The 22,615-nt window shown below is 65.3% G+C and carries 18 protein-coding genes and 1 pseudogene; 7 read left to right on the top strand and 12 right to left on the bottom strand.

Annotated elements, in window-relative coordinates:
- Window positions 1-19: 19 nt before the first annotated feature.
- The 6 genes and pseudogenes from paaI to V1261_RS05720 form a co-directional block, all read right to left on the bottom strand.
- Window positions 20-487 carry a hydroxyphenylacetyl-CoA thioesterase PaaI gene (paaI, locus tag V1261_RS05745; RefSeq protein ID WP_329770666.1) on the bottom strand — a complete coding sequence of 156 codons (468 nt, stop codon included), beginning with the start codon at window positions 485-487 and terminating at the stop codon, window positions 20-22.
- Entirely contained in the window at window positions 480-2,009 is a 1,530-nt protein-coding gene (gene paaH / locus V1261_RS05740) for a 3-hydroxyacyl-CoA dehydrogenase PaaH (protein ID WP_329770665.1), read from the bottom strand. The genes paaI and paaH overlap by 8 nt, the downstream gene beginning before the upstream one ends.
- Window positions 2,010-2,011: 2 nt before the next feature.
- Complete coding sequence (locus V1261_RS05735) at window positions 2,012-2,812, bottom strand: enoyl-CoA hydratase-related protein (protein ID WP_329770664.1); 801 nt, start codon at window positions 2,810-2,812, stop codon at window positions 2,012-2,014.
- Window positions 2,813-2,822: 10 nt separating this feature from the next.
- Window positions 2,823-4,490, bottom strand: a complete 1,668-nt coding sequence (gene paaN / locus V1261_RS05730; RefSeq protein WP_329770663.1) for a phenylacetic acid degradation protein PaaN — start codon at window positions 4,488-4,490, stop codon at window positions 2,823-2,825.
- Window positions 4,491-4,785: 295 nt separating this feature from the next.
- A pseudogene (locus V1261_RS05725) lies at window positions 4,786-5,769 on the bottom strand (pseudouridine synthase); the annotation flags it as partial.
- Between the two features lie 451 nt (window positions 5,770-6,220).
- On the bottom strand, window positions 6,221-6,979 hold the full coding sequence (locus V1261_RS05720) for a Crp/Fnr family transcriptional regulator (RefSeq protein WP_329770662.1): 759 nt from the start codon (window positions 6,977-6,979) through the stop codon (window positions 6,221-6,223).
- Window positions 6,980-7,237: 258 nt separating this feature from the next.
- Here V1261_RS05720 and V1261_RS05715 point away from each other — a divergent pair, with 258 nt between their 5' ends.
- From V1261_RS05715 to V1261_RS05685, 7 genes are all read left to right on the top strand, one after another.
- A complete protein-coding gene (locus tag V1261_RS05715; protein WP_329770661.1) occupies window positions 7,238-9,172 on the top strand; it encodes an AMP-dependent synthetase/ligase in 1,935 nt (644 codons plus the stop codon).
- Window positions 9,173-9,196: 24 nt separating this feature from the next.
- A complete protein-coding gene (locus tag V1261_RS05710; protein WP_329770660.1) occupies window positions 9,197-9,982 on the top strand; it encodes an ABC transporter ATP-binding protein in 786 nt (261 codons plus the stop codon).
- A gap of 28 nt (window positions 9,983-10,010) precedes the next feature.
- Entirely contained in the window at window positions 10,011-10,940 is a 930-nt protein-coding gene (locus V1261_RS05705) for a branched-chain amino acid ABC transporter permease (RefSeq protein ID WP_329770659.1), read from the top strand.
- Window positions 10,941-10,968: 28 nt separating this feature from the next.
- Window positions 10,969-12,045: a branched-chain amino acid ABC transporter permease gene (locus V1261_RS05700; protein WP_329770658.1), complete on the top strand. Its 1,077-nt coding sequence runs from the start codon at window positions 10,969-10,971 to the stop codon at window positions 12,043-12,045.
- Window positions 12,046-12,121: 76 nt separating this feature from the next.
- On the top strand, window positions 12,122-13,567 hold the full coding sequence (locus V1261_RS05695) for an ABC transporter substrate-binding protein (protein ID WP_329770657.1): 1,446 nt from the start codon (window positions 12,122-12,124) through the stop codon (window positions 13,565-13,567).
- A gap of 131 nt (window positions 13,568-13,698) precedes the next feature.
- A complete protein-coding gene (locus V1261_RS05690) occupies window positions 13,699-14,544 on the top strand; it encodes an ABC transporter ATP-binding protein (protein WP_329770656.1) in 846 nt (281 codons plus the stop codon).
- Window positions 14,545-14,645: 101 nt separating this feature from the next.
- A complete protein-coding gene (locus V1261_RS05685; RefSeq protein ID WP_329770655.1) occupies window positions 14,646-15,893 on the top strand; it encodes a phenylacetate--CoA ligase family protein in 1,248 nt (415 codons plus the stop codon).
- Window positions 15,894-15,915: 22 nt separating this feature from the next.
- Here V1261_RS05685 and V1261_RS05680 read toward each other — a convergent pair whose 3' ends face one another.
- The 6 genes from V1261_RS05680 to V1261_RS05655 all read right to left on the bottom strand — a co-directional run bounded on the left by V1261_RS05680 (window position 15,916) and on the right by V1261_RS05655 (window position 22,603).
- Window positions 15,916-16,929, bottom strand: coding sequence for a recombination-associated protein RdgC (locus tag V1261_RS05680; protein WP_329770654.1), 1,014 nt, complete (start codon window positions 16,927-16,929; stop codon window positions 15,916-15,918).
- 151 nt (window positions 16,930-17,080) lie between these two features.
- Window positions 17,081-17,938 carry a DsbA family protein gene (locus tag V1261_RS05675; protein ID WP_329770653.1) on the bottom strand — a complete coding sequence of 286 codons (858 nt, stop codon included), beginning with the start codon at window positions 17,936-17,938 and terminating at the stop codon, window positions 17,081-17,083.
- Window positions 17,935-18,621, bottom strand: a complete 687-nt coding sequence (locus V1261_RS05670) for a glutathione S-transferase N-terminal domain-containing protein (RefSeq protein ID WP_329770652.1) — start codon at window positions 18,619-18,621, stop codon at window positions 17,935-17,937. The genes V1261_RS05675 and V1261_RS05670 overlap by 4 nt, the downstream gene beginning before the upstream one ends.
- A gap of 174 nt (window positions 18,622-18,795) precedes the next feature.
- The gene (locus V1261_RS05665; RefSeq protein ID WP_329770651.1) at window positions 18,796-19,893 is read right to left on the bottom strand and encodes an NAD(P)-dependent alcohol dehydrogenase; all 1,098 of its coding nucleotides are present in this window, start codon (window positions 19,891-19,893) and stop codon (window positions 18,796-18,798) included.
- A 147-nt stretch (window positions 19,894-20,040) separates the two neighbouring features.
- Window positions 20,041-21,063 carry an Ldh family oxidoreductase gene (locus tag V1261_RS05660; RefSeq protein ID WP_329770650.1) on the bottom strand — a complete coding sequence of 341 codons (1,023 nt, stop codon included), beginning with the start codon at window positions 21,061-21,063 and terminating at the stop codon, window positions 20,041-20,043.
- A 49-nt stretch (window positions 21,064-21,112) separates the two neighbouring features.
- Window positions 21,113-22,603 (bottom strand): efflux transporter outer membrane subunit, encoded by a 1,491-nt coding sequence (locus tag V1261_RS05655; protein ID WP_329770649.1) that lies wholly within the window; start codon window positions 22,601-22,603, stop codon window positions 21,113-21,115.
- Window positions 22,604-22,615: the final 12 nt, after the last annotated feature.

Raw genomic sequence — 22,615 nt, 5'->3', positions numbered from 1 at the left:
GGGAGAAAAGTGCGACTGCTCAGGCCGCGTCAGTGAAGCTGGTGGTCACTTCGCCACGGATGCGATAGCTCTTGCCGCGGAACAGGGCCACGACCGGGCCACCGACCACGCTGACCGTGACGTCATAGACGCCAGTACGGCCGGAAGCGGAGCGCTCCTCGCCGCGCGCTTCGAGCAGGTCGCCCTCGCGCGCCGGCGCCAGAAAATCGATATGGCAGGCCGAAGCCACCGTATTCAGGTTGTAGCTGTTGCAGGCGTAGGCAAACGCGGTGTCGGCCAGTGTGAAAATCATGCCGCCGTGCGCAATGTGGTGGCCGTTGGCCATGTCCGGACGCACGCGCATGCGCAGCGTGGCCTTGCCGGGCGTGACCTCGATGCGCTCCATGCCGAGGGCGTGGGCGGTGGCATCGCGTTGCCACATGGCATCGGCAGCCGCCGTGGCCAGTGCTTGGGCTTCCTGCGGCGTCAGTTCGGGTTGCTTATCCATGCTGCTTGCCTCCTGCCAGTACGGTCTGCTGGATCCAGGGCGAGACGCGATAGCGGTCTTCGCCGTAGAACGCGGCCAGGTTAGCCAGCACGTCACGCACATGCGCCAGGCCGACGTCTTGCGCCCAGGCCAGCGGGCCGCGCGGGTAGTTCACGCCCAGTTGCATGGCCACGTTGGTGCTCTCGACATCGCAGACGCCGGTATTGACGGCATCGGCCGCTTCGTTGGCCAGCATGGCGACGGTACGCATCACGGCCAGGCCGGGCACGTCACGCAGCACGGACACGGCGTAGCCGGCAGCCTGCAGCAGGCCGGTCACGGCCTCGGTGGCAGCAGCATCGGCCTGCAGAGCGGCGGCAATGGCCAGGCGCGTGGCCTTGGTGTAGTCCAGCGCCAGGTCCACCAGCACCAGGTTGTTGCAGCCCAAGGCATGGGCGCGCTGGGTGGCCGTGCGGCCATCGGTCAGGCAGAGCACGGTGTCGCCAATCTGCGCCACGCGGCCATCGGCCTGCGCCGGCTGCTGCGTGAAGGCCACGCCCGCCTGTTGCAGACGGCTGGCCAGTGCCTGTGCCAGCGGGCAGTCGCCATGCAGCACGATGTTGGCCGGTGCGGCCACGGCGGCAGCGGTTTGCGGTTGCGGCTTCTCGGCGCCTTCCGCGTAGTCGTAGAAACCACGGCCGGTCTTGCGGCCCAGGAAACCGGCATCCACCAGATCCTGCTGCATCAGCGAGGGCAGGAAGCGCTGGTCGTTGTAGAAGGCGTTCCAGACCGACTTGGTCACGGCAAAGTTCACGTCGTGGCCGATCATGTCCATCAGCTCGAACGGGCCCATGCGGAAGCTGCCAGCCTCGCGCAGGATCGCGTCCAGCGTGGCGATATCGGCCGCACCCTCGCCTGCCAGACGCAGGCTTTCGGCGTAGTAGGGACGCGCCACGCGGTTGACGATGAAGCCGGGCGTGGACTTGGCGTGCACCGGGGTCTTGCCCCAGGCAGCGGAAGTGTCATAGATGATCTCGGCCACCTGGCGGTCGGTAGCCAGGCCGGAGACGACTTCAACCAGCTTCATCAGCGGAGCCGGGTTGAAGAAGTGCATGCCGACCAGCTGCTGCGGACGCTTCAGCGCCGCGCCGATGGCGGTGACGGAGATCGAGGAGGTGTTGGTGGCCAGGATCGCGTCTGCAGCGACGATGTCTTCCAGTTCGGCAAACAGCTTGCGCTTGACGTCCAGGTTCTCGACGATGGCTTCGATCACCAGGGCGGCATCGGCAAATTCCTGGTTGCTGGCGGCCGGCAGCAGGCGTGCGCCGGCGGCTTCGGCCTCTTCGGCGCTCATGCGGCCTTTCTCGGCCAGCTTGTCGAACATCTTGCGGATGTTGGCAATCGCCTGTTCGGCGGCACCTTCACGGGCATCCAGCAGACGCACGGTGTGGCCAGCCTGGGCGGCGACCTGGGCAATGCCGGCGCCCATGGCACCAGCACCAATCACGGCAACCACACGGCTGGTGGGCAATGCTTGACTCATGTTCAGGCTCCGGTAAAGCGCGGTGCGCGTTTTTCCAGGAAGGCAGACACGCCTTCCACATAGTCGGCGCTGCGGCCCATTTCACGCATCAGCATGCCTTCCAGCGTCAGGTGCTGTTCCAGCGTGTGGCTGGAGGCAGTCAGCATGGCCTGGCGCGTGCGCACCAGGGCCTTGGTCGGCATGGCGGCCAGCTGGGCAGCCAGGGCGTCGATGCGGGCAGCGAAGTCGTCGTTCGGCACGGCTTCCCAGATCAGGCCCCACTCGGCGGCCTTGGTGGCCGGCAGCTTTTCGCCGGTCATGGCCAGGCCCATGGCGCGGGCAAAGCCCAGGCGCTGCGGCACGATCCAGGAGCAGGCGGTATCGGGAATCAGGCCGATCTTGGCGAACGGCAGCATGAAGGCGGCCGATTCGGTGGCCACCACCATGTCGCACACCAGCGCCAGGCTGGCGCCGGCACCGGCGGCGATGCCGTTGACGGCGGCGATGGTCGGCACGCGCAGGCTGGCCAGTTGCATCACCAGCGGCTTGTAGCGGCGTTCCACCACGTCACCCAGGTCGGGCGGCGTGCCTTCGCCGGGCACGAAGCGCACTTCGGCATCGGCCAGGTCCTGGCCAGCACAGAAGCCACGGCCATTGCCGGTCAGCACCAGCACGCGCACGCTGGCGTCGTCCTGCACCTGTTGCAGCGCAGCGCGCAGCTCGTCGTGCATGGTGCCGTTGAAGCTGTTCATCTTGTCCGGGCGATTCAGCGCCAGTCGCGCCACGCCCTGCTGGATGTCCAGCGTGATGGTTTCAAACGTCATGCCGGACTCCTCAGACGTGGTAGCGGCGCTGCACCACGCGGAAGCGGTTGGCCACGAAGGCGGAATCCGCATAGGAGGCGTTGGCAGACGGGTTGCCACCAGTGCCGTGGTAGTCGGAGAAAGCGGAAGACTGGTTCACGAACACGCCGCCCAGTAGGTTGATCGACAGGGCGACCTTGCCGCGCCAGGTGGCTTCGGTCATGGCGTCCAGGTAGTCCTGCTTGGTGGAGTAGACACCCACGGTCAGTGAGCCGTGCGTCTTGACGATGCGCTCGGACAGGGCCAGCGCGCCAGCGGCGCTGTCGGCCTTGACGACAAAGCTGATCGGGCCAAAGCGCTCTTCCATGTAGGCGGCTTCGTCGGCAGCATCGACCGCCAGCAGCACCGGGGTGCGCACGTCGGCGTTCGGGAAATCGGGGTTGTCCAGCTTCTTGGAGGCCAGCACGACCTTGCCCAGCTGACCGCTGTTGGCCAGGTCGACACGCTCGGCCGTAGCCGTGGACTGCATCGCGCCCAGCACGGCGTGGGCGACTTCGGGCTTGCCCAGGAAGCGCTCGATGGAAGCACCCAGGTCGGCGCAGACTTCGTCGTAGCTCTTGTGGCCCTGGTCGGTCTCGATGCCTTCTGCCGGCACGATCACGGCCTGGGTAGTGGTGCACATCTGGCCGGAGTACAGCGACAGGGTGAAGGCCAGGTTGTTCAGCATCGCCTTGTAGTTGTCAGTGGACTCGATCACCACGTTGTTCACGCCAGCCAGCTCGGCGTAGACCTGCGCCTGGCGGCAGTTGTCGATCAGCCACTCGCCAAACACGTTGCTGCCGGTGAAGTCAATCGACTTGACGGACTCGTGCTGGGACAGAGCCTGGGTCACGCTGCGCTTTTCAGCGACGCACAGGGTCACCAGGTTGGGGTCGATACCGTTCTCGGCCAGCACGGCGCGGATGGTACGCACGGTGATGGCAGCCGGCAGGATGCCGTTGCTGTGCGGCTTGACGATCACGGCGTTGCCGGTAGACAGCGCAGCGAACAGGCCGGGGTAGGTGTTCCAGGTCGGGAAGGTGCCGCAACCGATCACCAGGCCGATACCGCGGCCGACGATCTCGAAGTGCTTCTTCATCACCAGCGCCGGGTTCTTGCCCTGCGGCTTTTCCCAGTGGGCGGTGGTTGGCACGAAGCTCTGCTCGCGCCAGGCGTAGGCCACGGCCTCAAGGCCACGGTCCAGCGCGTGGGCGGAACCGGCCTGGAAGGCCATCATCCAGCCCTGGCCGGTGGTCATCATGACGGCGTGGCCCATTTCAAAGGCCTGCTTGTGCAGACGATCCAGGATTTCGACGCAGATGCCCATGCGGCCTTCGGCGCCCACGGCCTGCCAGCCCTTCATGGCGTCCAGACCGGCAGCGATCAGTGCCTCGTGGTCGCACACCGGGTACTTGATGTTCATCTCGATGCCGTAGGGAGAGGCTTCGTTGCCACCCCAGCCAGTCTGGCCCGGCTGATCCAGTTCGAACTGCTTGCCCAGATGCGCCTCGAAGGCGGCCTTGCCATCAGCGGCAGCGGTTTCGCCGTAGAGCTTGGGGCTCGGCATCTCGGGATAGGGCGACCAGTAGCCGCGCGTGGCGATGGCGTTGAGGGCGCCATCCAGGGTAGCGCGGTGCTTTTCGAACAGGGGATGAGACATGTGCTAGCTCCAGAACTTGGGGGTAAGTGGGGAGAGCAGAGGCCACATGACACGCCAAAACGACAACGTGCTACAGGCAATCTGCATTTCGAAGATGAAATGTATCACGTTTGATCCAAGTCAAATTAGTGGTTTCCCCTATACGTGACTCAGAATCGTGTTGCCAAGTGTTGATTCGGTGACACTTCAGAGACAGTTGGCAAGGGCCTGTCCTGAACATACACACTACCATGTACGACACAAAAAAACCCGGCTTTCTTGCGAAGAGCCGGGTTAATCCCTGTCTGCCAGCGGGTCAGAACTGTTCGTGCGGACCGAGGTAGCGCCACTGCCCGACCGGCAGCTTGCCGAGCACCACCTGGCCGATGCGCACGCGCTTGAGGCCGACCACTTTCAGACCGACCGCTTCGCACATGCGGCGGATCTGGCGCTTCTTGCCTTCGACCAGCACGAAGCGCAACTGCTCCAGGTTTTGCCAGTCCACCTGCGCCGGCTGTAGCGGCACGCCGTCCAGGCTCAGGCCATGGCGCAGCAGCGCGAGCTGGTCCGCCGGGAACACCGACTGCACGTCCTGACTGACGATGCCACGCGGCGACTGGTATTCGACGCGCACCAGGTATTCCTTGTCGGTGGTGCTGTCCTCGCCGATCAGCTGGCGCGCCACGCGGCCGTCCTGCGTCAGCACCAGCAGGCCGGTGGAATCGATGTCGAGTCGACCTGCCGGCGCCAGGCCGCGCAGCTGCTGCGGCTGGAAGCGCTGGCGCACCTGGCAGTCCTGCCAGCGGCTGGCGGCGCGGATCAGGCTGGCGGCGCTCTGGTAGCCGTCTTCGGGCTGGCCGCTGACATAGCCAACCGGCTTGTGGATCAGGATGGTGACGCGCTGCTCCTGCTGGCCACGCGCCGCCTTCTGCACGCGGATTTCGTCCTCGATACGGACGCGCTGGCCGGTTTCGGCTGCTTCGCCATTCACCAGCACCCAACCTTGCGCGATCCATTCATCGGCCTCGCGGCGCGAGCACAGGCCAAGCTCGGCCATGCGCTTGTTGAGGCGGATGCCGGTGGTCAAGCTGGGCGCAGCAGCCGGGCGCGCACGCACCGGGGCGGCATCGGCCGGCAGGCGGTCGGTGGGTACGGCGGGCGCCAGCGGAGCGCGGCGTTCACGTGGCGGTTGCGCGGAAGCTGCATCGCGGTCACGATAGCGCCCTGCACCGTCGGCATCGCGCCAGCGGTCTTGCGGGCGCTCTTGTGGCCGCTCCTGGCGGTTGCGTTGCGGCGCACGCGAATCGGCATCGTCACGGCGACGCGCGCGCGGCGGGCGATCCGGGTCATCGCGCCAGGCACGACGCGGATGCTCGTCACGTTCTGGCCTGCCATCTTCCGGGCGGCGGCGCTGCGGCGGGCGATCCAGCTGGCGCGGCATCGGACGACCCTGGCCATCGGTCGGGGCGGCACCCTCGTGGCGTTTCATGCCGGCGCTGCGCAGCACCGGCTTGCCCTCCCCTTTCAGTGCAGAAGGATCGTCACTGCGCCAGACATTGGCACGCGGTGCCGGCGGCCGCAGTGCGGCGGCGGCGCCGTGCGAGCGGTAGCCCTTGCTGCGCATGCCACCGGACGGGGCCGGCTGGGCGGGCGTATCAGCAGGTTTAGACTTGGCCGGACGGTGCAGGACGGGACGGGAGGGCGGCTTGGAATCGGTCATGCGGCATTATCGCGCGCCGGCCCGCTGCTGGCTATTCCGCCTCGAAGGTTCCGCGCCGCAACAACTCCAGATCCGACACCAGCAAGCCGCCATAGCCAACCCGGATCGCGCCATGCGCCGCCAGCACGCGCAGCGCCTCGTTCACGCGCTGGCGTGACAGGCCTACCAGATAGGCCAGCTCCTGCTGCGTGATGCGCAGCATCTTGTCCGCCACCGTCGGGAACAGCACCGGGTTGAACAGCGCCGCGAGGTTGCGCGCCACGCGCACATCCGGACTGTCCAGCCGTTCCACCTCGCGCGCGGCGATGAACTGGCCGAGGCGCTCATTGAGTTGCCGCATGATGAAGCGGTTGAAGGCAATCGAGTGGTCCAGCAGCCAGTGGAAGGTCTCGATCGGCAGCACTGCCACCGTGCTATTGCGCAAGGCCTGGATGTTGTAGCGATAGGGCTCACGCTTGATCAGCGTGCCCTCGCCAAACCAGCCGCCCGGCGCCAGGCCGGAGAAGGTGATGGTCTGCCCTTGCGAGCCGTCATTGCTCATCTTGAGCAGACCTTCGAGCAGGCCAAACCAGTAGGTTGGCGCGCGCCCGGTACGGCAGACCAGCTCGCCGGCATGCGCCTGCCCGACACGCATGTCCTGCGCCACGCGCAGCTGGTGCTCCGGTTCCAGCAGCCGCCACCAGGTGATGTCCTGCAACTCTTCATGCGTGGCAAAACGGTGCCGCTCCAGCAGGGGCGGCACGCTGGAAGCAGTGGAAGCGACTGACGGGGCGGAAGATGGGGCGTACATGCTGGCTACAGGCCAAAAAGGGGAGACTGGAAAATTGTCAACAGGATGCTGTTTTAGCAGCAATGTGACACGGTAGCAAAACAACAGCCCTCCCCGCCATCAGGGTTATTCCCACAGAGGGATTGCCCTAGATTGTCAACAAAAAGACACTCAAACAACAAAGTCACCGATAACATTCGCCAAAGACATTTAGCCCGTAGCGACTTGTTACTGACGCAACGGACTTCTACAAACACACGGAGACAACGAGGCAAGCGCATGACCATGACCTTCCCCCGATTGCTGCTGGAGCATGCAAGCCAGCGCCCCCAGGCCCACGCCCTGCGGGAAAAAGAATATGGCATCTGGCAGACCTGGAGCTGGCAGCGCGCTGCCGACGAGGTGCGCTGGATGGCCGGTGGCCTGGCCAGCCTGGGCTTCCAGGCCGGCCACAACATGGCCATCGTCGGCAACAACCGGCCGCACCTGTACCTGACCTTCCTGGCGGTGCAGAGCCTGCGCGGCATCCCGGTGCCGATGTACCAGGATGCGGTAGCCACTGAAATGGCTTTCGTGCTAGGCGATGCAGACATCCACTTCGTGTTTGCCGAAGACCAGGAGCAGGTCGACAAGATGCTGGAGCTGCGCGAAACCATGCCCGGCATCTCACACATCATCTATGACGATCCGCGCGGCATGCGCAACTACAGCGAGCCGGGCCTGATCAGCGTGGACGAGCTGTTCGAACTGGGCCGCGCCTACGAGCAGCAGCATCCCGGCTTCTACCAGCAGTCGGTAGACCAGATCCAGCCCGATGACGTGTCGGTGATCCTGTACACCTCCGGCACCACCGGCAAGCCCAAGGGCGTGTGCCAGACGCATGCCAGCTTCATCGGTTCCGCGCGCGGTGGCCAGCAGGTCGACGGCCTGAACCCCGGCGACAACATGATCTGCTACCTGCCGCCGGCCTGGGTGGGTGACCACCTGTTCTCGATTGCGCAGTGGCTGGTGGCCGGCTTCACCATCAACTGCCCGGAATCGGCCGAAACGCTGAGCATCGACATGCGCGAAATCGGCCCAAGCTACTACTTCGCGCCGCCGCGCGTGTTCGAAGGCATGCTGACTTCGGTCTCGATCCGCATGGAAGACGCCAGCAAGCTCAAGCAGAAGATGTACAAGGCCGCCATGAACGTGGCGCAGCGCGTCGGCTCCGACATCCTGGACGGCAAGAGCGTGGGCACCGGCGACCGCATCAAGTATGCGCTGGGCAACTGGTTTGTCTACGGTCCGCTGAAGAACGTGATGGGCCTGAGCCGCATCCGCGTCGCCTACACCGCCGGTGCCGCCATCGGCCCGGACCTCTTCCGCTTCTTCCGCTCCATCGGCGTCAACCTCAAGCAGCTCTACGGCCAGACCGAGACCTGCGCCTATGTCTGCCTGCAGCAGAACGGCCGCGTCAAGCTCAACACCGTGGGCGAGGCCGCTCCCGGCATCGAGCTGAAGATTGCCGATAACGGCGAGGTGCTGGTCAAGGGCGTGTCGGTGCTCAAGGAGTACTACAAGCGCCCCGACGCCACCGCCGAGGTGATCGACGAGAACGGTTACTTCAAGACTGGCGATGCCGGCGTCATCGACAGCGATGGCCAGCTGCGCATCATCGACCGTGCCAAGGACGTGGGCAAGCTGGCCAGCGGCGCCATGTTCGCACCCAACTACATCGAGAACAAGCTCAAGTTCTTCCCGCAGATCAAGGAAGCCGTCTGCTTCGGCCACGACCGCGACAGCGTGATGGCCTTCATCAACATCGATTACGAAGCCGTCGGCAACTGGGCCGAGCGCCAGAACCTGCCCTATGGCGGTTATGTCGATCTGGCCGCCAAGCCGCAGGTGCTGGAGATGGTGCGCGAGTGCGTCGAGAAGGTCAACGCCGACCTGGCGCGCGAAGCCGGCATGGCCGATACCCAGATCGCCCGCTTCCTGGTGCTGCACAAGGAGCTGGATCCGGACGACGACGAGCTGACCCGTACCCGCAAGGTGCGCCGCGGCTTCATCTCCGACAAATACAAGGTGCTGGTGGACGCGCTGTACGAGGGCAAGTCCGAGCAGTTCATCGAGACCCAGGTGAAGTTCGACGATGGCCGCACCGGCAAGGTCAGCGCCACGCTGAAGCTCGCCGACGCCAAGACCTTCCCTGCCACCCAGGCCGCGGCCTGATCACGACCGACGGAAGACCGCAACATGACTACGAAAAAAATCGGCGACGTCATTCTTGACATCAAGAACATCAGCCTGCGCTTTGGCGGCGTGAAGGCACTGACCGACATCTCCTTCAACGTGCAGGAGCACGAGATCCGCGCCATCATCGGCCCCAACGGCGCCGGCAAGAGCTCGATGCTGAACTGCATCAACGGCGTCTACACCCCGACCGAAGGTTCCATCACCTTCCGTGGCAAGACCTTTGACCACATGAACAGCCGCCAGGTGGCCGAGATGGGCGTGGCCCGTACCTTCCAGAACCTGGCCCTGTTCAAGGGCATGAGCGTGCTCGACAACATCATGTCCGGCCGCAACCTGAAGATCAAGAGCAACATCTTCCTGCAGGCGCTGCGCTTCGGTCCGGCTGAGCGCGAAGAGATCCGCCACCGCGAATACGTGGAACGCATCATCGACTTCCTGGAAATCCAGGCCTTCCGCAAGACGCCGGTCGGCACCCTGCCCTACGGCCTGCAGAAGCGCGTCGACCTGGGCCGCGCACTGGCGATGGAGCCGCAGGTGCTGCTGCTGGACGAACCGATGGCCGGCATGAACGTCGAGGAAAAGCAGGACATGAGCCGCTTCATCCTGGACGTGAACGAGGAATTCGGCACCACCATCGTGCTGATTGAGCACGACATGGGCGTGGTGATGGACATTTCCGACCGCGTCGTGGTGCTGGACTACGGCAAGAAGATCGGTGACGGCAGCCCCGAAGAAGTGCGCAACAACGAAGACGTGATCCGGGCCTATCTGGGCTCCAGCCACTGAACCGGCGACCACGCAAGGAGACAACAACATGGGATTTTTCCTCGAAACCCTTCTCGGCGGCCTGATGACCGGCATGCTGTATTCGCTGGTCGCGCTCGGCTTCGTGCTGATCTTCAAGGCCAGCGGCGTGTTCAACTTTGCCCAGGGTGCCATGGTGCTGTTCGCCGCACTGGCGATGGCGCGCCTGGCCGAATGGATTCCGCAGTACCTCGGCATCAGCAACATGATTGCCGCCAACCTGATCGCCTTCATCGGCGCCGCGCTCATCATGTTCGTGGTGGCCTGGCTGATCGAGCGCCTGGTGCTGCGCCACCTGGTGAACCAGGACGGTGCCACGCTGCTGATGGCCACGCTGGGTATCACCTACCTGCTGGAAGGCGTCGGCCAGACCCTGTTCGGTAGCCAGATCTACTCGATCAACATCGGCATGCCCAAGGATCCGGTGCTGGTGATGGAAGGCCTGATCGAAGGCGGCGTGCTGATCAACCGTGAAGACCTGATTGCAGCCGCGATTGCTGCCGTGCTGGTTGCCGCGCTGACGCTGTTCTTCCAGAAGACGACCACCGGCCGTGCCCTGCGCGCCGTGGCGGACGACCACCAGGCCGCCCAGTCGATCGGCATTCCGCTGAACCGCATCTGGGTCATCGTCTGGTGCGTGGCCGGTATCGTCGCCCTGGTGGCCGGCATGATCTGGGGCTCCAAGCTCGGCGTGCAGTTCTCGCTGGCCACCGTGGCACTGCGTGCCCTGCCGGTGGTGATCCTGGGCGGCCTGACCTCGGTGCCCGGCGCCATCATCGGCGGCCTGATCATCGGTGTCGGCGAGAAGCTGTCCGAAGTCTACCTGGGCCCCATGGTCGGCGGCGGCATCGAGATCTGGTTTGCCTATGTGCTGGCGCTGGTGTTCCTGCTGTTCCGTCCGCAAGGCCTGTTCGGTGAAAAGATCATCGATCGCGTGTAACCCATAACGATAAAACTGGAGACTTCCCATGCTTTACCGCGAAAACGGTCAATACAAGACCACCTACCGTGCCGATCAGGCCATGCTGCCGATCAAGCAGGACCGCTTCTTCATGCTGGCGCTGCTGGCCGTGGTGTTCATCGTGGTGCCGGCGATTGCCAGCCCCTACTGGTTCAACGCCGTGCTGATCCCGCTGCTGATCATGTGTCTGGCGGCCCTGGGCGTGAACGTGCTGGTTGGCTACTGCGGCCAGATCTCGCTCGGCTCCGGTGCCTTCATGGCGGTCGGCGCCTACGGTGCCTTCAACCTGCTGGCACGTGTCGACGGCATGCCGCTGATCATCTCATTGCTGTTTGGCGGCCTGTGCGCGATGGCCTTCGGCATCCTGTTCGGCCTGCCCTCGCTGCGCGTGAAAGGCCTCTACCTGGCAGTGGCCACGCTGGCCGCCCAGTTCTTCAGCGACTGGATGTTCCTGCGCATCAAGTGGCTGACCAACAACTCGGCGTCCGGCTCGGTCTCGGTCAGCAACCTGAGCCTGTTCGGCATCCCGCTGGATACGCCGGTGGCCCGCTACCTGTTCGTGCTGAGCGTGCTGGTGATCAGTGCCGTGCTGGTGAAGAACCTGGTCCGTGGCGCCATCGGCCGTGAATGGATGGCGATCCGCGACATGGACGTGGCTGCTGCGGTGATCGGCATCCGTCCGATGTTCGCCAAGCTGTCGGCCTTTGCCGTGAGCTCCTTCATTGTCGGCATGGCCGGCGTGCTGTGGGCCTTCATCCACCTGGGCTCCTGGGAGCCGGGCGCGTTCAGCGTGGACCTGTCCTTCAAGCTGCTGTTCATGGTGATCATCGGCGGCATGGGCTCGATCATGGGCAGCTTCTTCGGTGCCGCCTTCATCGTGCTGATGCCGATCTTCCTGACCAACTTCCTGCCCTTCGTGGCTGGCCTGTTCGGCATGAGCATGTCCACCGCCACCATCTCGCACATCGAGTTCACCATCTTCGGCGCGCTGATCGTCTGGTTCCTGATCGTCGAGCCGCATGGCCTGGCCAAGCTGTGGAGCATGGCCAAGCAGAAACTCCGGATCTGGCCCTTCCCGCACTGATTGCCAATCCGACTGTCCTTTTTCCGAATCTGAATTTCCCACTTTTTCCACTTTCAACACACCAGGAGACAAACCCATGACTACACTCCAATTCCGCCCCGCCCTGCTGAGCGTTGCCGCTGCAGCCCTGCTGGCCCTGGCCGGCTGCGGCGACAAGGGTTCCAGCACCAGTACTGCTGCCAGTGGCGCAGCCTCCGGCGCTGCAGCCGGCACCGCTGCCGCCCCGGCAGCCACCGGCGGCGGCGGCAAGTCCGTCACCGTGGAAGCCAGCGCCGACAAGCAGTTCTTCCCGCTGCTGTCCTACCGTACCGGCCCCTACGCACCCAACGGCATCCCGTGGGCTGACGGCAAGCAGGACTACCTGAAGCTGGTCAACGAGCGTGACGGCGGCATCAATGGCGTCAAGATTGCCTTCGAGGAGTGCGAGACCGGCTACGCCACCGACCGCGGCGTGGAGTGCTACGAGCGCCTGAAGACCAAGCCCGGCGTCGCCATGTTCGACCCGCAATCCACCGGCATTACCTTCGCCCTGACCGAGAAGGCCCCGGTCGACAAGATCCCGCTGCAGACCTTCGGCTACGGCCTGTCGGTGTCGCAGGATGGCACGCACTTCAAGTGGAACTTCCCCAACATGGGCAGCTACTGGACCGGCGCTGACGTGCTGATCCAGCACCTGGGCCAGAAGGAAGGCGGCCTGGACAAGCTGAAGGGCAAGAAGATCGCCCTGGTCTACCACGACAGCCCGTTCGGCAAGGAGCCGATCCCGCTGCTGCAGAAGCGTGCCGAAATGCACGGCTTCGAACTGCAGATGCTGCCAGTAACCGCACCGGGCGTGGAACAGAAGGCCACCTGGCTGCAAGTGCGCCAGAGCAAGCCTGACTATGTGCTGCTGTGGGGCTGGGGCGTGATGAACTCCACCGCCCTGAAGGAAGCGCAAGCCACCGGCTTCCCGCGCGACAAGATGTATGGCGTGTGGTGGGCCGGTGCCGAGCCGGACGTGAAGGACGTGGGCCAGGGTGCCGCCGGCTACAACGCGCTGGCACTGAACGGCAGCGGCCAGCAGTATCCGGTGATCCAGGACATCCTGAAGCACGTCTATGACAAGAACAACGGCACTGCCTCCAGCCGTGACGAAGTCGGTACCGTGCTGTACAACCGCGGCGTCGCGATCCAGATGCTGTCGGTTGAAGCCGTGAAGGCAGCCCAGGAGAAGTTCGGCAAGGGCAAGGTCATGACCGCCGAGCAGGTGCGCTGGGGCATGGAGAACCTGAACCTGGACAAGGCCAAGCTGGAAGCGCTGGGCTTCGGTGACATGATCCACCCGATCGCCACCACCTGCCAGGACCACATGGGTTCTACCGCGGCCCGCGTCCAGACCTGGGACGGCAGCAAGTGGAACATCCAGACCGACTGGATCCAGGGTGATGCCGCCGTGCTGGATCCGCTGATCAAGGAAGGCGCTGCCAAGTACGCCAGCGAGAAGGGCATCCAGGCCCGTACCGCTGAAGACTGCAACGCCTGATCGTTGATCCCGGCAGTCCGCTGAGCCGGACTGCCCCGCTGCCCTGGCAGCGGCAAGGCGGTGCCCCCGCGCCCCCTTGCCAGTGCCGGCACCCTGCCCCACCGACAACAATACCTACGGAGACAACGCCCATGGACACCACCACCCCCGCCGCAGCCGCCAACCCGCGCCTCGACGCACCCGCGCTGGTCACGGTCAACGGCATCGAAGTCATCTACAACCACGTGATCCTGGTGCTCAAGGGCGTGTCCCTGAGCGTGCCCGAAGGCGGCGTGGTCGCCATCCTGGGCGGCAACGGTGCCGGCAAGACCACCACCCTGCGCGCCATTTCCAACCTGCTGGCCGGCGAGCGCGGTGAAGTCACCAAGGGCACCATCGAATACCGCGGCGAGCAGATCCAGAACCTGTCGCCGGCCGACCTGGTCAAGCGCGGCGTGGTGCAGGTGATGGAAGGCCGCCACTGCTTCGCCCACCTCACCATCGAGGAAAACCTGCTGACCGGTGCCTACACGCGCAAGGACCGTGGCGAAATCGCCGCCAACCTGGAAAAGGTCTACAACTACTTCCCGCGCCTGAAGACGCGCCGCACCAGCCAGGCCGCCTACACCTCCGGCGGCGAGCAGCAGATGTGCGCCATCGGCCGCGCGCTGATGAGCAACCCGAACATGGTGCTGCTGGACGAGCCCTCCATGGGCCTGGCGCCGCAGATCGTGGAAGAGGTGTTCGAGATCGTGAAGGACCTGAACACCAAGGAAGGCACCACCTTCCTGCTGGCCGAGCAGAACACCAACATGGCGCTGAAGTACGCCGACTACGGCTACATCATGGAAAGCGGCCGCATCGTGATGGATGGCACCGCCGAACAGCTAACCAGCAACGAGGACGTGAAGGAGTTCTACCTCGGCATGGGTGGCGGCGAACGCAAGAGCTTCAAGGACGTGAAGAGCTACAAGCGCCGCAAGCGCTGGCTGGCCTGAAGCCGGCCCGGATCTCCGGATTTTTCAAGCCCTGGGCGCACGCCACTGCCGCGTGCAGGCTGGCTGCGCCCTCCATCTGACCTTTTGCTTTCTGTCCGACCATGCAGACCTATTACGACACCCTGGAAATCCGTCCGGCCGAGGAGCGCGAAGCCGCCCTGTTTGCCGCCCTGCCGAAGCAGATTGCCCATGCCCAGCAGAACTCGCCGGCCATGGCCGAGATCCTGGCTGGCGTGGATGCCGCCAGCATCACCAGCCGCGAGGCACTGGCAACGCTGCCGGTGACGCGCAAGTACGAACTGCTGGAGCGCCAGAAGGCGCAGCGCGCATTGAACGCCTTTGGCGGCTTCAGCGCGATTGGCTATGGCCCCAACATGGGTCGCGTGTTTGCCAGCCCGGGCCCGATCTACGAGCCTGAAGGCAAGGCGCGCGACTACTGGCGCATGGGCCGCGCCATGCACGCCAGCGGCTTCCGCAGTGGTGAGCTGGTGCACAACTGCTTCAGCTACCACTTCACGCCGGCCGGCAGCATGATGGAAAACGGTGCCCACGCCCGTGGCTGCACCGTGTTCCCGGGCGGCATCGGCCAGACCGAACAGCAGGTGCAGGCGATGCTGGAGCTGCATCCGGCCGGTTATGTCGGCACGCCGAGCTTCCTCAAGATCATCCTGGAAAAAGCCGCCGAGATGGGCGTCAGCCTGCCCTCGGTGACCAAGGCCATGGTCAGCGGCGAGGCCTGCCCGCCCAGCCTGCGCGACTGGTTTGCCGAGCGCGGCGTGCAGGTGTTCCAGTGCTACGCCACCGCCGATCTGGGCCTGATCGCCTACGAGACCAAGGCGCGTGAAGGCATGGTGCTGGACGAGCACGTGATTGTCGAGATCGTACGTCCCGGCACAGGCGACCCGGTGGCCGAAGGCGAAGTCGGCGAGCTGGTTGTCACCACGCTGAACCCGGATTACCCGCTGATCCGCTTTGGCACCGGCGACCTGTCCGCCGTGCTGCCCGGCCAGTGTCCGACCGGCCGCACCAACACCCGCATCAAGGGATGGATGGGTCGCGCCGACCAGACGACCAAGGTGCGCGGCATGTTCGTGCATCCGGCGCAGGTGGCCGAAGTGGCACGCCGTTTCCCGGAAGTGGTCAAGGCTCGGCTGGTGGTCAGCGGTGCCATGGCCAACGACCAGATGACGCTGCAGGTGGAGTGCGGCCAGCCGTCCGATGCGCTGCTGCAGGGCCTGGCCAATGCCGTGCGCGAAGTCACCAAGCTGCGCGCCGATGTCAGCTTCTGCACCCCGGGCAGCCTGCCGAATGACGGCAAGGTGATCGAGGACGCGCGCAGCTACGATTGAGCGGCAGCGCCGCCTGCCGCCCTCAGTCTTCCCAGGGCGGCGTATCGTCAGCGGTGGCTTCGGCCACCGTTGCCGTTTCTGTCGCCGCCACGCCACTCGCCACATGCAGGTGCAGCGGTGCCTGCACCGCCGGAGTGGCGGCACCAAACTCCTGCTCGCCTCCCAGGATCGCGAACAGATCCGGCAGCAAGGCGATCAGCTCGCCGGTGGCAATCGCGGCATCGGCATCGAAACCGTCATCATCGGGCGACTTGTCCTCGAACACCACGTCCTGGAACGCCAGCTTTTTCAGCTGCAGCGTATCGGTCAGCGTGAAGGAGACACGATCCTGCCAGGTCATGGCCAGGCGTGTCGGCACCTTGCCACCGACCAGGATGTGCTGGCGCACCTCGTCGGTATCGAGCAGATGGCGCGCATAGCGCACCACCGATTTCATCTCGTCCATGGTCTTCAGCTCGCATTCGCGATCGATACTGAAGCCGTCCGGTGCCTCGCCGGTGCCGAGCCAGTCGGTCATGGCGGCAGCCGGTGACACCGCGGTCTGTATCAGCGACAGCGCCAGCCCCTCGAACTCCTTCACCAGCAGCGTGGTGACCTCGTCGGCCTTGCCCTGGCTGCCGGCATCCACCACCAGCAGGCGCTGTTGCGGCGCAATCCAGACGCGCGTCGCGGACTGGCGCGTGAAGGCGCGCGGCAGCAGTTCGTGCAGCGCCTGTTCCTTCAGCTCCTTCTGTTCCTTCTTGCCGGGCTTGCGGCCGGTGGTCTGTTCGATGTGGGCAACGATCTCGTCCACGCGCTGCTTGACGGCCGACGCCGGCACCACACGCTGCTCGGTCAGCAGCTTGAGCAGCCAGTGGCCACCCACGCTTTCCACCAATGCACCGCCGGCCTCGCCACGCGGCTCCACCCAGCCCAGCGCCTTCTGCTGGGTCGGGCCGCAGGGCACGAAACGGTTCTTGTCCAGACCAGCCTCCAGCGTGGCAACGCCGGGGTTCCAGTCGGGACCAATACGAAACAGGATCAGATTCTTGAACACGGGATTCCTTTGTCTTGTGGGCCGGCACAACGCAAGCGCCCCGGGACAGGCCGGGGCGTCAGGGAGCAGCCAGCCGCGGCAAGCGACAGCGGATGCTGTCCATGCCGGGGGCTCTATCGTAGCGGCTATCGCAGCGATTTTGCCGGCTGTTTCAGGCCGCCATGAGGTCCTTCATGGCGTGCACCAGCGCCTTGCCAGTGGCATAGCCGCTGGTGATCAGGTGCAGTTCCCTGCCCTTGCGCAGCACCACCGTGGGGAAGCCGCTGACGCCCCACTCGCGCACCATGTTGAACTCGGCGTAGGTCGCCTGGCGCGCTTCTTCCGAGGCAAAGCGCTCACTGAACACTGCGAAATCCAGCCCGGTCTGCGCGCAGATCTCGCGGTAGAAATCCACCTGGCCCGGATCGGCATTGTCGGCATAGAAATGGTGCTGGATGCCGGCAAAGAAGTCGTGCAGCGCCGATTCCTCATCCTCGCGTTCCAGCAGCATCTCGCGCGCGATCACGACAGCGCGGCACGGCGGCTCGGTGTCGTAATCGAAGCTGCGCTCCTTGTCGTCCAGCAGCTCGTAGCTGAAGGGCTGGCCAGTACGCGTCCAGACCTCTTCCCAGTGGTGGCGCAGGAACTGGCGCATGGCATCGTCCCAGGCTTCGCCACCGCCCGGACGCAGGCCGCCGACCAGGATGGTGTAGGGCAGGCCGGCTTCGGCCGCGGCCTTGTGCAGCGTGCGCAGGCCCGGCTCCATGCCCCAGCACCAGGAACACATCGGATCACCGATGTAGATCACTTCCTGGCTACTCGCTTCAGCATCATCGGCTTCGCCGTCTTCCTCGTCCGTCGCGGCCGGCTGCTGGGCAGACTCGGGGCCGGCACCCGGGGTGCAGCTACCGGTCACCGGATCGCAGTAGGGAATATCCTGCAGCTTGCCGCTATCGGCAGCCGGGGTATCCGGCGTACACGTCCCCGTGACCGGGTCGCAGTAGGGAATATTGTCCAGTTTCTTGCTCATGCCAGTCCCCTTTGCACGGCAGGACGCGCCAGAAACGCCTCCAGAACGCGCAGTACGTTGCCAAACTCATCGATACCGACCAGCTCTCCCGCCTGGTAGACGTCGCGCATGCAGCGCACCCAGGGGAAGATGGCGATATCGGCCATGCTGTAGTCACCCATGACCCAGTCGCGGCCTTCCAGCCGGCGATCCAGCACGCCCAGCAGGCGGCGCGCCTCGTTCACGTAACGGTCGCGCGGGCGCTTGTCCTCAAAGTCCTTGCCGCCATAGCGGGTGAAAAAGCCGACCTGGCCAAACATCGGGCCAACGCCACCCATCTGCCACATCAGCCACTGGATGGCCTGGTAGCGCTGCACCGGATCCTGCGGCAGCAGCTGGCCGGTCTTTTCTGCCAGATAAATCAGGATGGCGCCGGTTTCCCACAGCGGCATCGGCTCACCACCCGGCCCGGCCGGATCGAGAATAGCGGGAATCTTGTTGTTGGGGTTGATGCTCAGGAACTCGGGCGTGAACTGGTCGTCCGCCGAAATGTCCACGCGGTGGAACTCGTAGGGCAGGCCCAGTTCCTCCAGCGCAATCGACACCTTCTGGCCATTGGGCGTGCCCAGGCTGTACAGCTGGATGCGCTCCGGATGCTGCGCGGGCCAGCGCCGGGTGACGGGAAAGGCGGACAGGTCTGTCATCTTGGGCTCCTCCTGCAATGTGATGATCCCAGTATGCAGCTTTCCGCGGCCCATTGTTGTAGGACGGGATTGCCGATAACCCGAACAGGGGCTTTCGTCGGCACCAAAAGACAGACCCGCGCGGCACCGGGCCGGGCGGGTCTGCAGGCTACAGGCTGGTGCCCAGCCGCGCCATCAGGGCTTGATGGCGATCTTCAGCACACCGTCACGCTGGTTGGCGAACAGATCGTAGGCCTCGACGATGTCGTCGAGCTTGCGCTCGTGCGTCACCAGCGGTTTCAGGTCCACGCGGCCGGATTCGATCACGTTCATCAGGCGGCGCAGGCGTTCCTTGCCACCCGGGCACAGCGCGGTGTTGATCTTGTGGTCACCCAGGCCGGCACCAAACGGGCCGAGCGGGATCTTCAGGTCAGTAGAGTAGACACCCAGGCTGGACAGCGTGCCACCCGGCTTGATGCAGCGCATCGCCTGCTCGAAGGTGCTCTGCAGGCCCAGCGCCTCGATCGCGCTGTCGGCACCGCGGCCTCCAGTCAGCTTCATGACCTCGTCCACCACGTCGACGTTCCTGAAGTTCAGGGTGACATCGGCACCGAGCTGCTTGGCCACGGCCAGGCGCTCGTCGTTGCCGTCCACGGCGATGATGGTGGTGGCGCCGCGCAGCTTGGCACCAGCGGTGGCGCACAGGCCAATCGGGCCTTGCGCGATCACGACCACGGTGTCACCGATCTTGATGTTGGCGTTTTCGGCACCGACGAAGCCGGTGGACATGATGTCCGGGCACATCAGCACCTGCTCATCGGTCAGGCCGTCCGGCACCGGCGCCAGGTTGCCCTGGGCATCGGGTACCAGCACGTATTCGGCCTGGGTACCGTCGATCAGGTTGCCGAAGCGCCAGCCGGCGGTGAGCTTGTAGCCATGGCAGCCGCAGCGGCCACTGGCGACCAGATAGCTGCCGTCCTGGGACGCCACGCCATCCTGCGCCGCGTAGCTGTTGAAGTCGGGGCAGATGGCACCGGCAATCACGCGCTGGCCTTCCTGGTAGCCCTTCACCGCGCTGCCGAGCTTGACGATGATGCCGACCGGCTCATGGCCAACCGTCAGGCCTTTTTCCACCGGATACTCGCCCTTGAGGATGTGGACGTCGGTACCGCAAATGGTGGTGGTGGTGATCTTGATCAGCGCGTCGTTGGGGCCGACATCGGGAATCGGCTTGTCGGCGATCTCGATACGACCGGGTTCAACGAAAACTGCTGCTTTCATCATGGCTGCCATGGACTTGTCTCCTCGATCAAGGTTGGGAAAACATACACGTTCAGGGCAGCCTGCCTGCATACCGGGCTGACTGCCGCTGGAATGACGATGGACCAACCCCAGTGTAGCAGCCTGCCTCCCGGGCGTACAGGGCGGGAAGCGGCAGCCTCAAACCGCTGCGGCCAGTGCCTGCAGACGCGCCCACTCCGCCGCCGGCAAGGCGATGCCGTCGCGCTCCGATTGCGCGCGCTGGCGGTAGCGGCGCTCGCCGGGCATGCGCGTCTGGCCGGCCTCGCGCATGGCCAGTACCAGCGCCTCAGCCCGATCGACAAAGCCGGCTGCGCTGGCACCTGCTGCCGGATCAATCACGATCAGCAGCTGGCCGGTACGCGGCGTCTGCGCTCCCGGATGCTGCGCCCAGCTGAAACCAAACGAGAAATCGCCACCGGTCAGCGCGGCGGCCAGCAGCTCCACCATCATCGACAGTGCCGATCCCTTGTGGCCGCCAAACGGCAGCAGCGCCCCACCCTGCAGGATCGCCTGCGGATCCTGCGTTGGCTGGCCGTTGGCATCGACGCCATGCTGCGGCGGCAGCAAGCGCCCTTCGCGTGCGGCAATCTGCACATCGCCATGCGCGATGGCACTGGTGGCCATGTCGAACACCAGCGGATCGCCCCCGGCGCGTGGCGCGGCAAAGGCGAGCGGGTTGGTGCCGAACAAGGCCTTCTGGCCGCCGTGCGGCACGACGCAGGCCATGCTGTTGACGACACTCAGCGCCACCAGCCCTTCATCCGCAAAGGGCTCGACGTCGGGCCAGAGCGCGGCAAAGTGGTGCGAATCGCGGATCGCCAGCAAGGCGATGCCGTTGCGGCGCACTTTCTCCAGCAGCAGCGGACGTGCCGCTGCCAGCGCCGGCTGGGCAAAGCCGTTGCGCGCATCGACACGCACGAAACCGGGCGCCACATCCTGCACCTCAGGCACGGCGCGACCATCGACCCAGCCGCTCTTGAGCGTGGAGACATAGCCGGGCATGCGGAACACGCCATGGCTGTCGGCGCCATCGCGCTGGGCAGCGGCACAGTTGACGGCAAGAATGGCGGCGACTTCGGCCGAACAGCCGTGACGCTCAAAAATGCGCGCCAGCAGCGCCGTCAGGTCAGACAGGGAAACGGTGTGGACGGAATCGGTCATGCAGGGGCCCGTTCGGCAAAAGCCCCATGGTAACGGACTGCGGCGGCGCTCAGTGCGCTGGTGCCAGCTGCGTCGGGAACAGGCCCGCGTTGCCGACCTTGGGGCGCGCCTCCGGCAAGGGCACGGCCTGCAACACCGGGCTGCCGCCGAGCGACTGGTACAGCGCCACCAGGTTATTCAGGCGTTCCAGCTGCACGTCTTCCAGCGCCAGCTGCGCGCTGCGGCGCGTTTCCTGCGCATCTAGCCAGAGCTTGAGCGCCACGGCGCCGGCGCGGTAGCGCACTTCCATCAGCTCTTCTGTGCGCGCGGCCTGCTGTAGCGAGCGGCGCAACTGCGTCTCTTGATCGGCCAGGTTGCGGCGGCCAGCCAGCGCGTTTTCGACATCGGCATAGGCCTGGTACAGCGTCTGGCGGAAATTGAGGATGGCCTGCTCGTACTGGTTTTGCGCGATCGCCGTGTTGCGGCGCATTTCGCCAAGGCGCAGGAAGGGCAGCGCCAGGCCGGCGCCCAGCGTGGCAATCGGGTTCTCCAGCAGGTCAGACAGGTCGCGGCTGCTGTTGCCGATAGAGCCGGTCAGGCTCAGCACCGGGTAATAGCTGGCGCGCACCGCATCGGCATTGGCCAGCACCGAGCGCAGCCGCATTTCGGCGGCCAGCAAGTCCGGGCGGCGGCCCAGCAGTTCGGACGGCAGGCCAGCGGGAATCACCGGCAGCGCGCGTGTATTCGGCAGACGCGGCTTGCGCGCCTCGGGCGGCAGCTGGTCGGGCGCGCTGTCAAACAGCAGCGCCATGGCGTTGCGCAGCTCGACGATTTGCTGGCGGTAGCGGCTGATCTGCGCCTGCTGGCTGGCCTGGGTCTGGCGCGCCTGCGCCAGTTCCAGCCCGGAAATCGCGCCGGCCTGGTACTGCACGTTCACCAGCTCCAGCGTGCGGTTGGCACGTGCCAGGCTTTGCTGCTGGCTGGCCAGCTTGCTCTCGGCCACGGCCAGCTGCCAGTAGGTGCCGGCCACGGTGCCAATCAGCGCCTGCGCTACCGCCTGGCGGTCCATTTCGGTGGCGGCAGCTTCCCAATCAGACGCTCGCTGCGCCGAAGACAGGCGGCCCCACAGGTCAGCCTCCCAGCTCGCGCCCAGGCTGGCATTGTGGTTGCGGCTGGTGCCGGCACCGCCGTCCAGCACGCGGCTGGCGCTGGTGCCGATGCTGGCACTGGGCGTCGGAAAACGATCGCCCAGCGCATTGCCTGCCTGCAGCTGCGCATTGCGCACGCGGTAGGCGGCCGCAGCCAGGTCGTTGTTGCGCTGCAGGGCCAGATCGACCAGCGCGGCCAGCTGCGGATCACCCAGCTGCGTCCACCAGCGGTCGCGCTGCGCCACCTGGCTGCCGGTAGTCGGCTGGCTGGCACCCTGTTGCCAATGGCCGGGCACCTGCACGGCAGGGCTCTGGAACGGCGTGGCAGCACAGCCGGCCAGCAGGCTGGCGGCGGCGATCACGCCCAGGCTGTGGCGGCGCCACACGGCGGCAGCAAACATCGTCTTCATCATGGAATCACTCAT

Origin of the sequence: Brachymonas sp. J145 (genome assembly GCF_036312245.1) — a bacterium.
In the GTDB taxonomy this organism is placed as follows: Bacteria; Pseudomonadota; Gammaproteobacteria; order Burkholderiales; family Burkholderiaceae_C; genus Brachymonas; species Brachymonas wangyanguii.
This window is presented reverse-complemented; position numbering and strand designations above follow the sequence as displayed.

Bases quoted from the DNA above. Each gene is read 5' to 3' on its own strand.
- paaI (WP_329770666.1), bottom strand. From the start codon at position 487: ATGGATAAGCAACCCGAACTGACGCCGCAGGAAGCCCAAGCACTGGCC.
- paaH (WP_329770665.1), bottom strand. From the start codon at position 2,009: ATGAGTCAAGCATTGCCCACCAGCCGTGTGGTTGCCGTGATTGGTGCT.
- V1261_RS05735 (WP_329770664.1), bottom strand. From the start codon at position 2,812: ATGACGTTTGAAACCATCACGCTGGACATCCAGCAGGGCGTGGCGCGA.
- paaN (WP_329770663.1), bottom strand. From the start codon at position 4,490: ATGTCTCATCCCCTGTTCGAAAAGCACCGCGCTACCCTGGATGGCGCC.
- V1261_RS05720 (WP_329770662.1), bottom strand. From the start codon at position 6,979: ATGTACGCCCCATCTTCCGCCCCGTCAGTCGCTTCCACTGCTTCCAGC.
- V1261_RS05715 (WP_329770661.1), top strand. From the start codon at position 7,238: ATGACCATGACCTTCCCCCGATTGCTGCTGGAGCATGCAAGCCAGCGC.
- V1261_RS05710 (WP_329770660.1), top strand. From the start codon at position 9,197: ATGACTACGAAAAAAATCGGCGACGTCATTCTTGACATCAAGAACATC.
- V1261_RS05705 (WP_329770659.1), top strand. From the start codon at position 10,011: ATGGGATTTTTCCTCGAAACCCTTCTCGGCGGCCTGATGACCGGCATG.
- V1261_RS05700 (WP_329770658.1), top strand. From the start codon at position 10,969: ATGCTTTACCGCGAAAACGGTCAATACAAGACCACCTACCGTGCCGAT.
- V1261_RS05695 (WP_329770657.1), top strand. From the start codon at position 12,122: ATGACTACACTCCAATTCCGCCCCGCCCTGCTGAGCGTTGCCGCTGCA.
- V1261_RS05690 (WP_329770656.1), top strand. From the start codon at position 13,699: ATGGACACCACCACCCCCGCCGCAGCCGCCAACCCGCGCCTCGACGCA.
- V1261_RS05685 (WP_329770655.1), top strand. From the start codon at position 14,646: ATGCAGACCTATTACGACACCCTGGAAATCCGTCCGGCCGAGGAGCGC.
- V1261_RS05675 (WP_329770653.1), bottom strand. From the start codon at position 17,938: ATGAGCAAGAAACTGGACAATATTCCCTACTGCGACCCGGTCACGGGG.
- V1261_RS05670 (WP_329770652.1), bottom strand. From the start codon at position 18,621: ATGACAGACCTGTCCGCCTTTCCCGTCACCCGGCGCTGGCCCGCGCAG.
- V1261_RS05665 (WP_329770651.1), bottom strand. From the start codon at position 19,893: ATGGCAGCCATGATGAAAGCAGCAGTTTTCGTTGAACCCGGTCGTATC.
- V1261_RS05660 (WP_329770650.1), bottom strand. From the start codon at position 21,063: ATGACCGATTCCGTCCACACCGTTTCCCTGTCTGACCTGACGGCGCTG.
- V1261_RS05655 (WP_329770649.1), bottom strand. From the start codon at position 22,603: ATGATGAAGACGATGTTTGCTGCCGCCGTGTGGCGCCGCCACAGCCTG.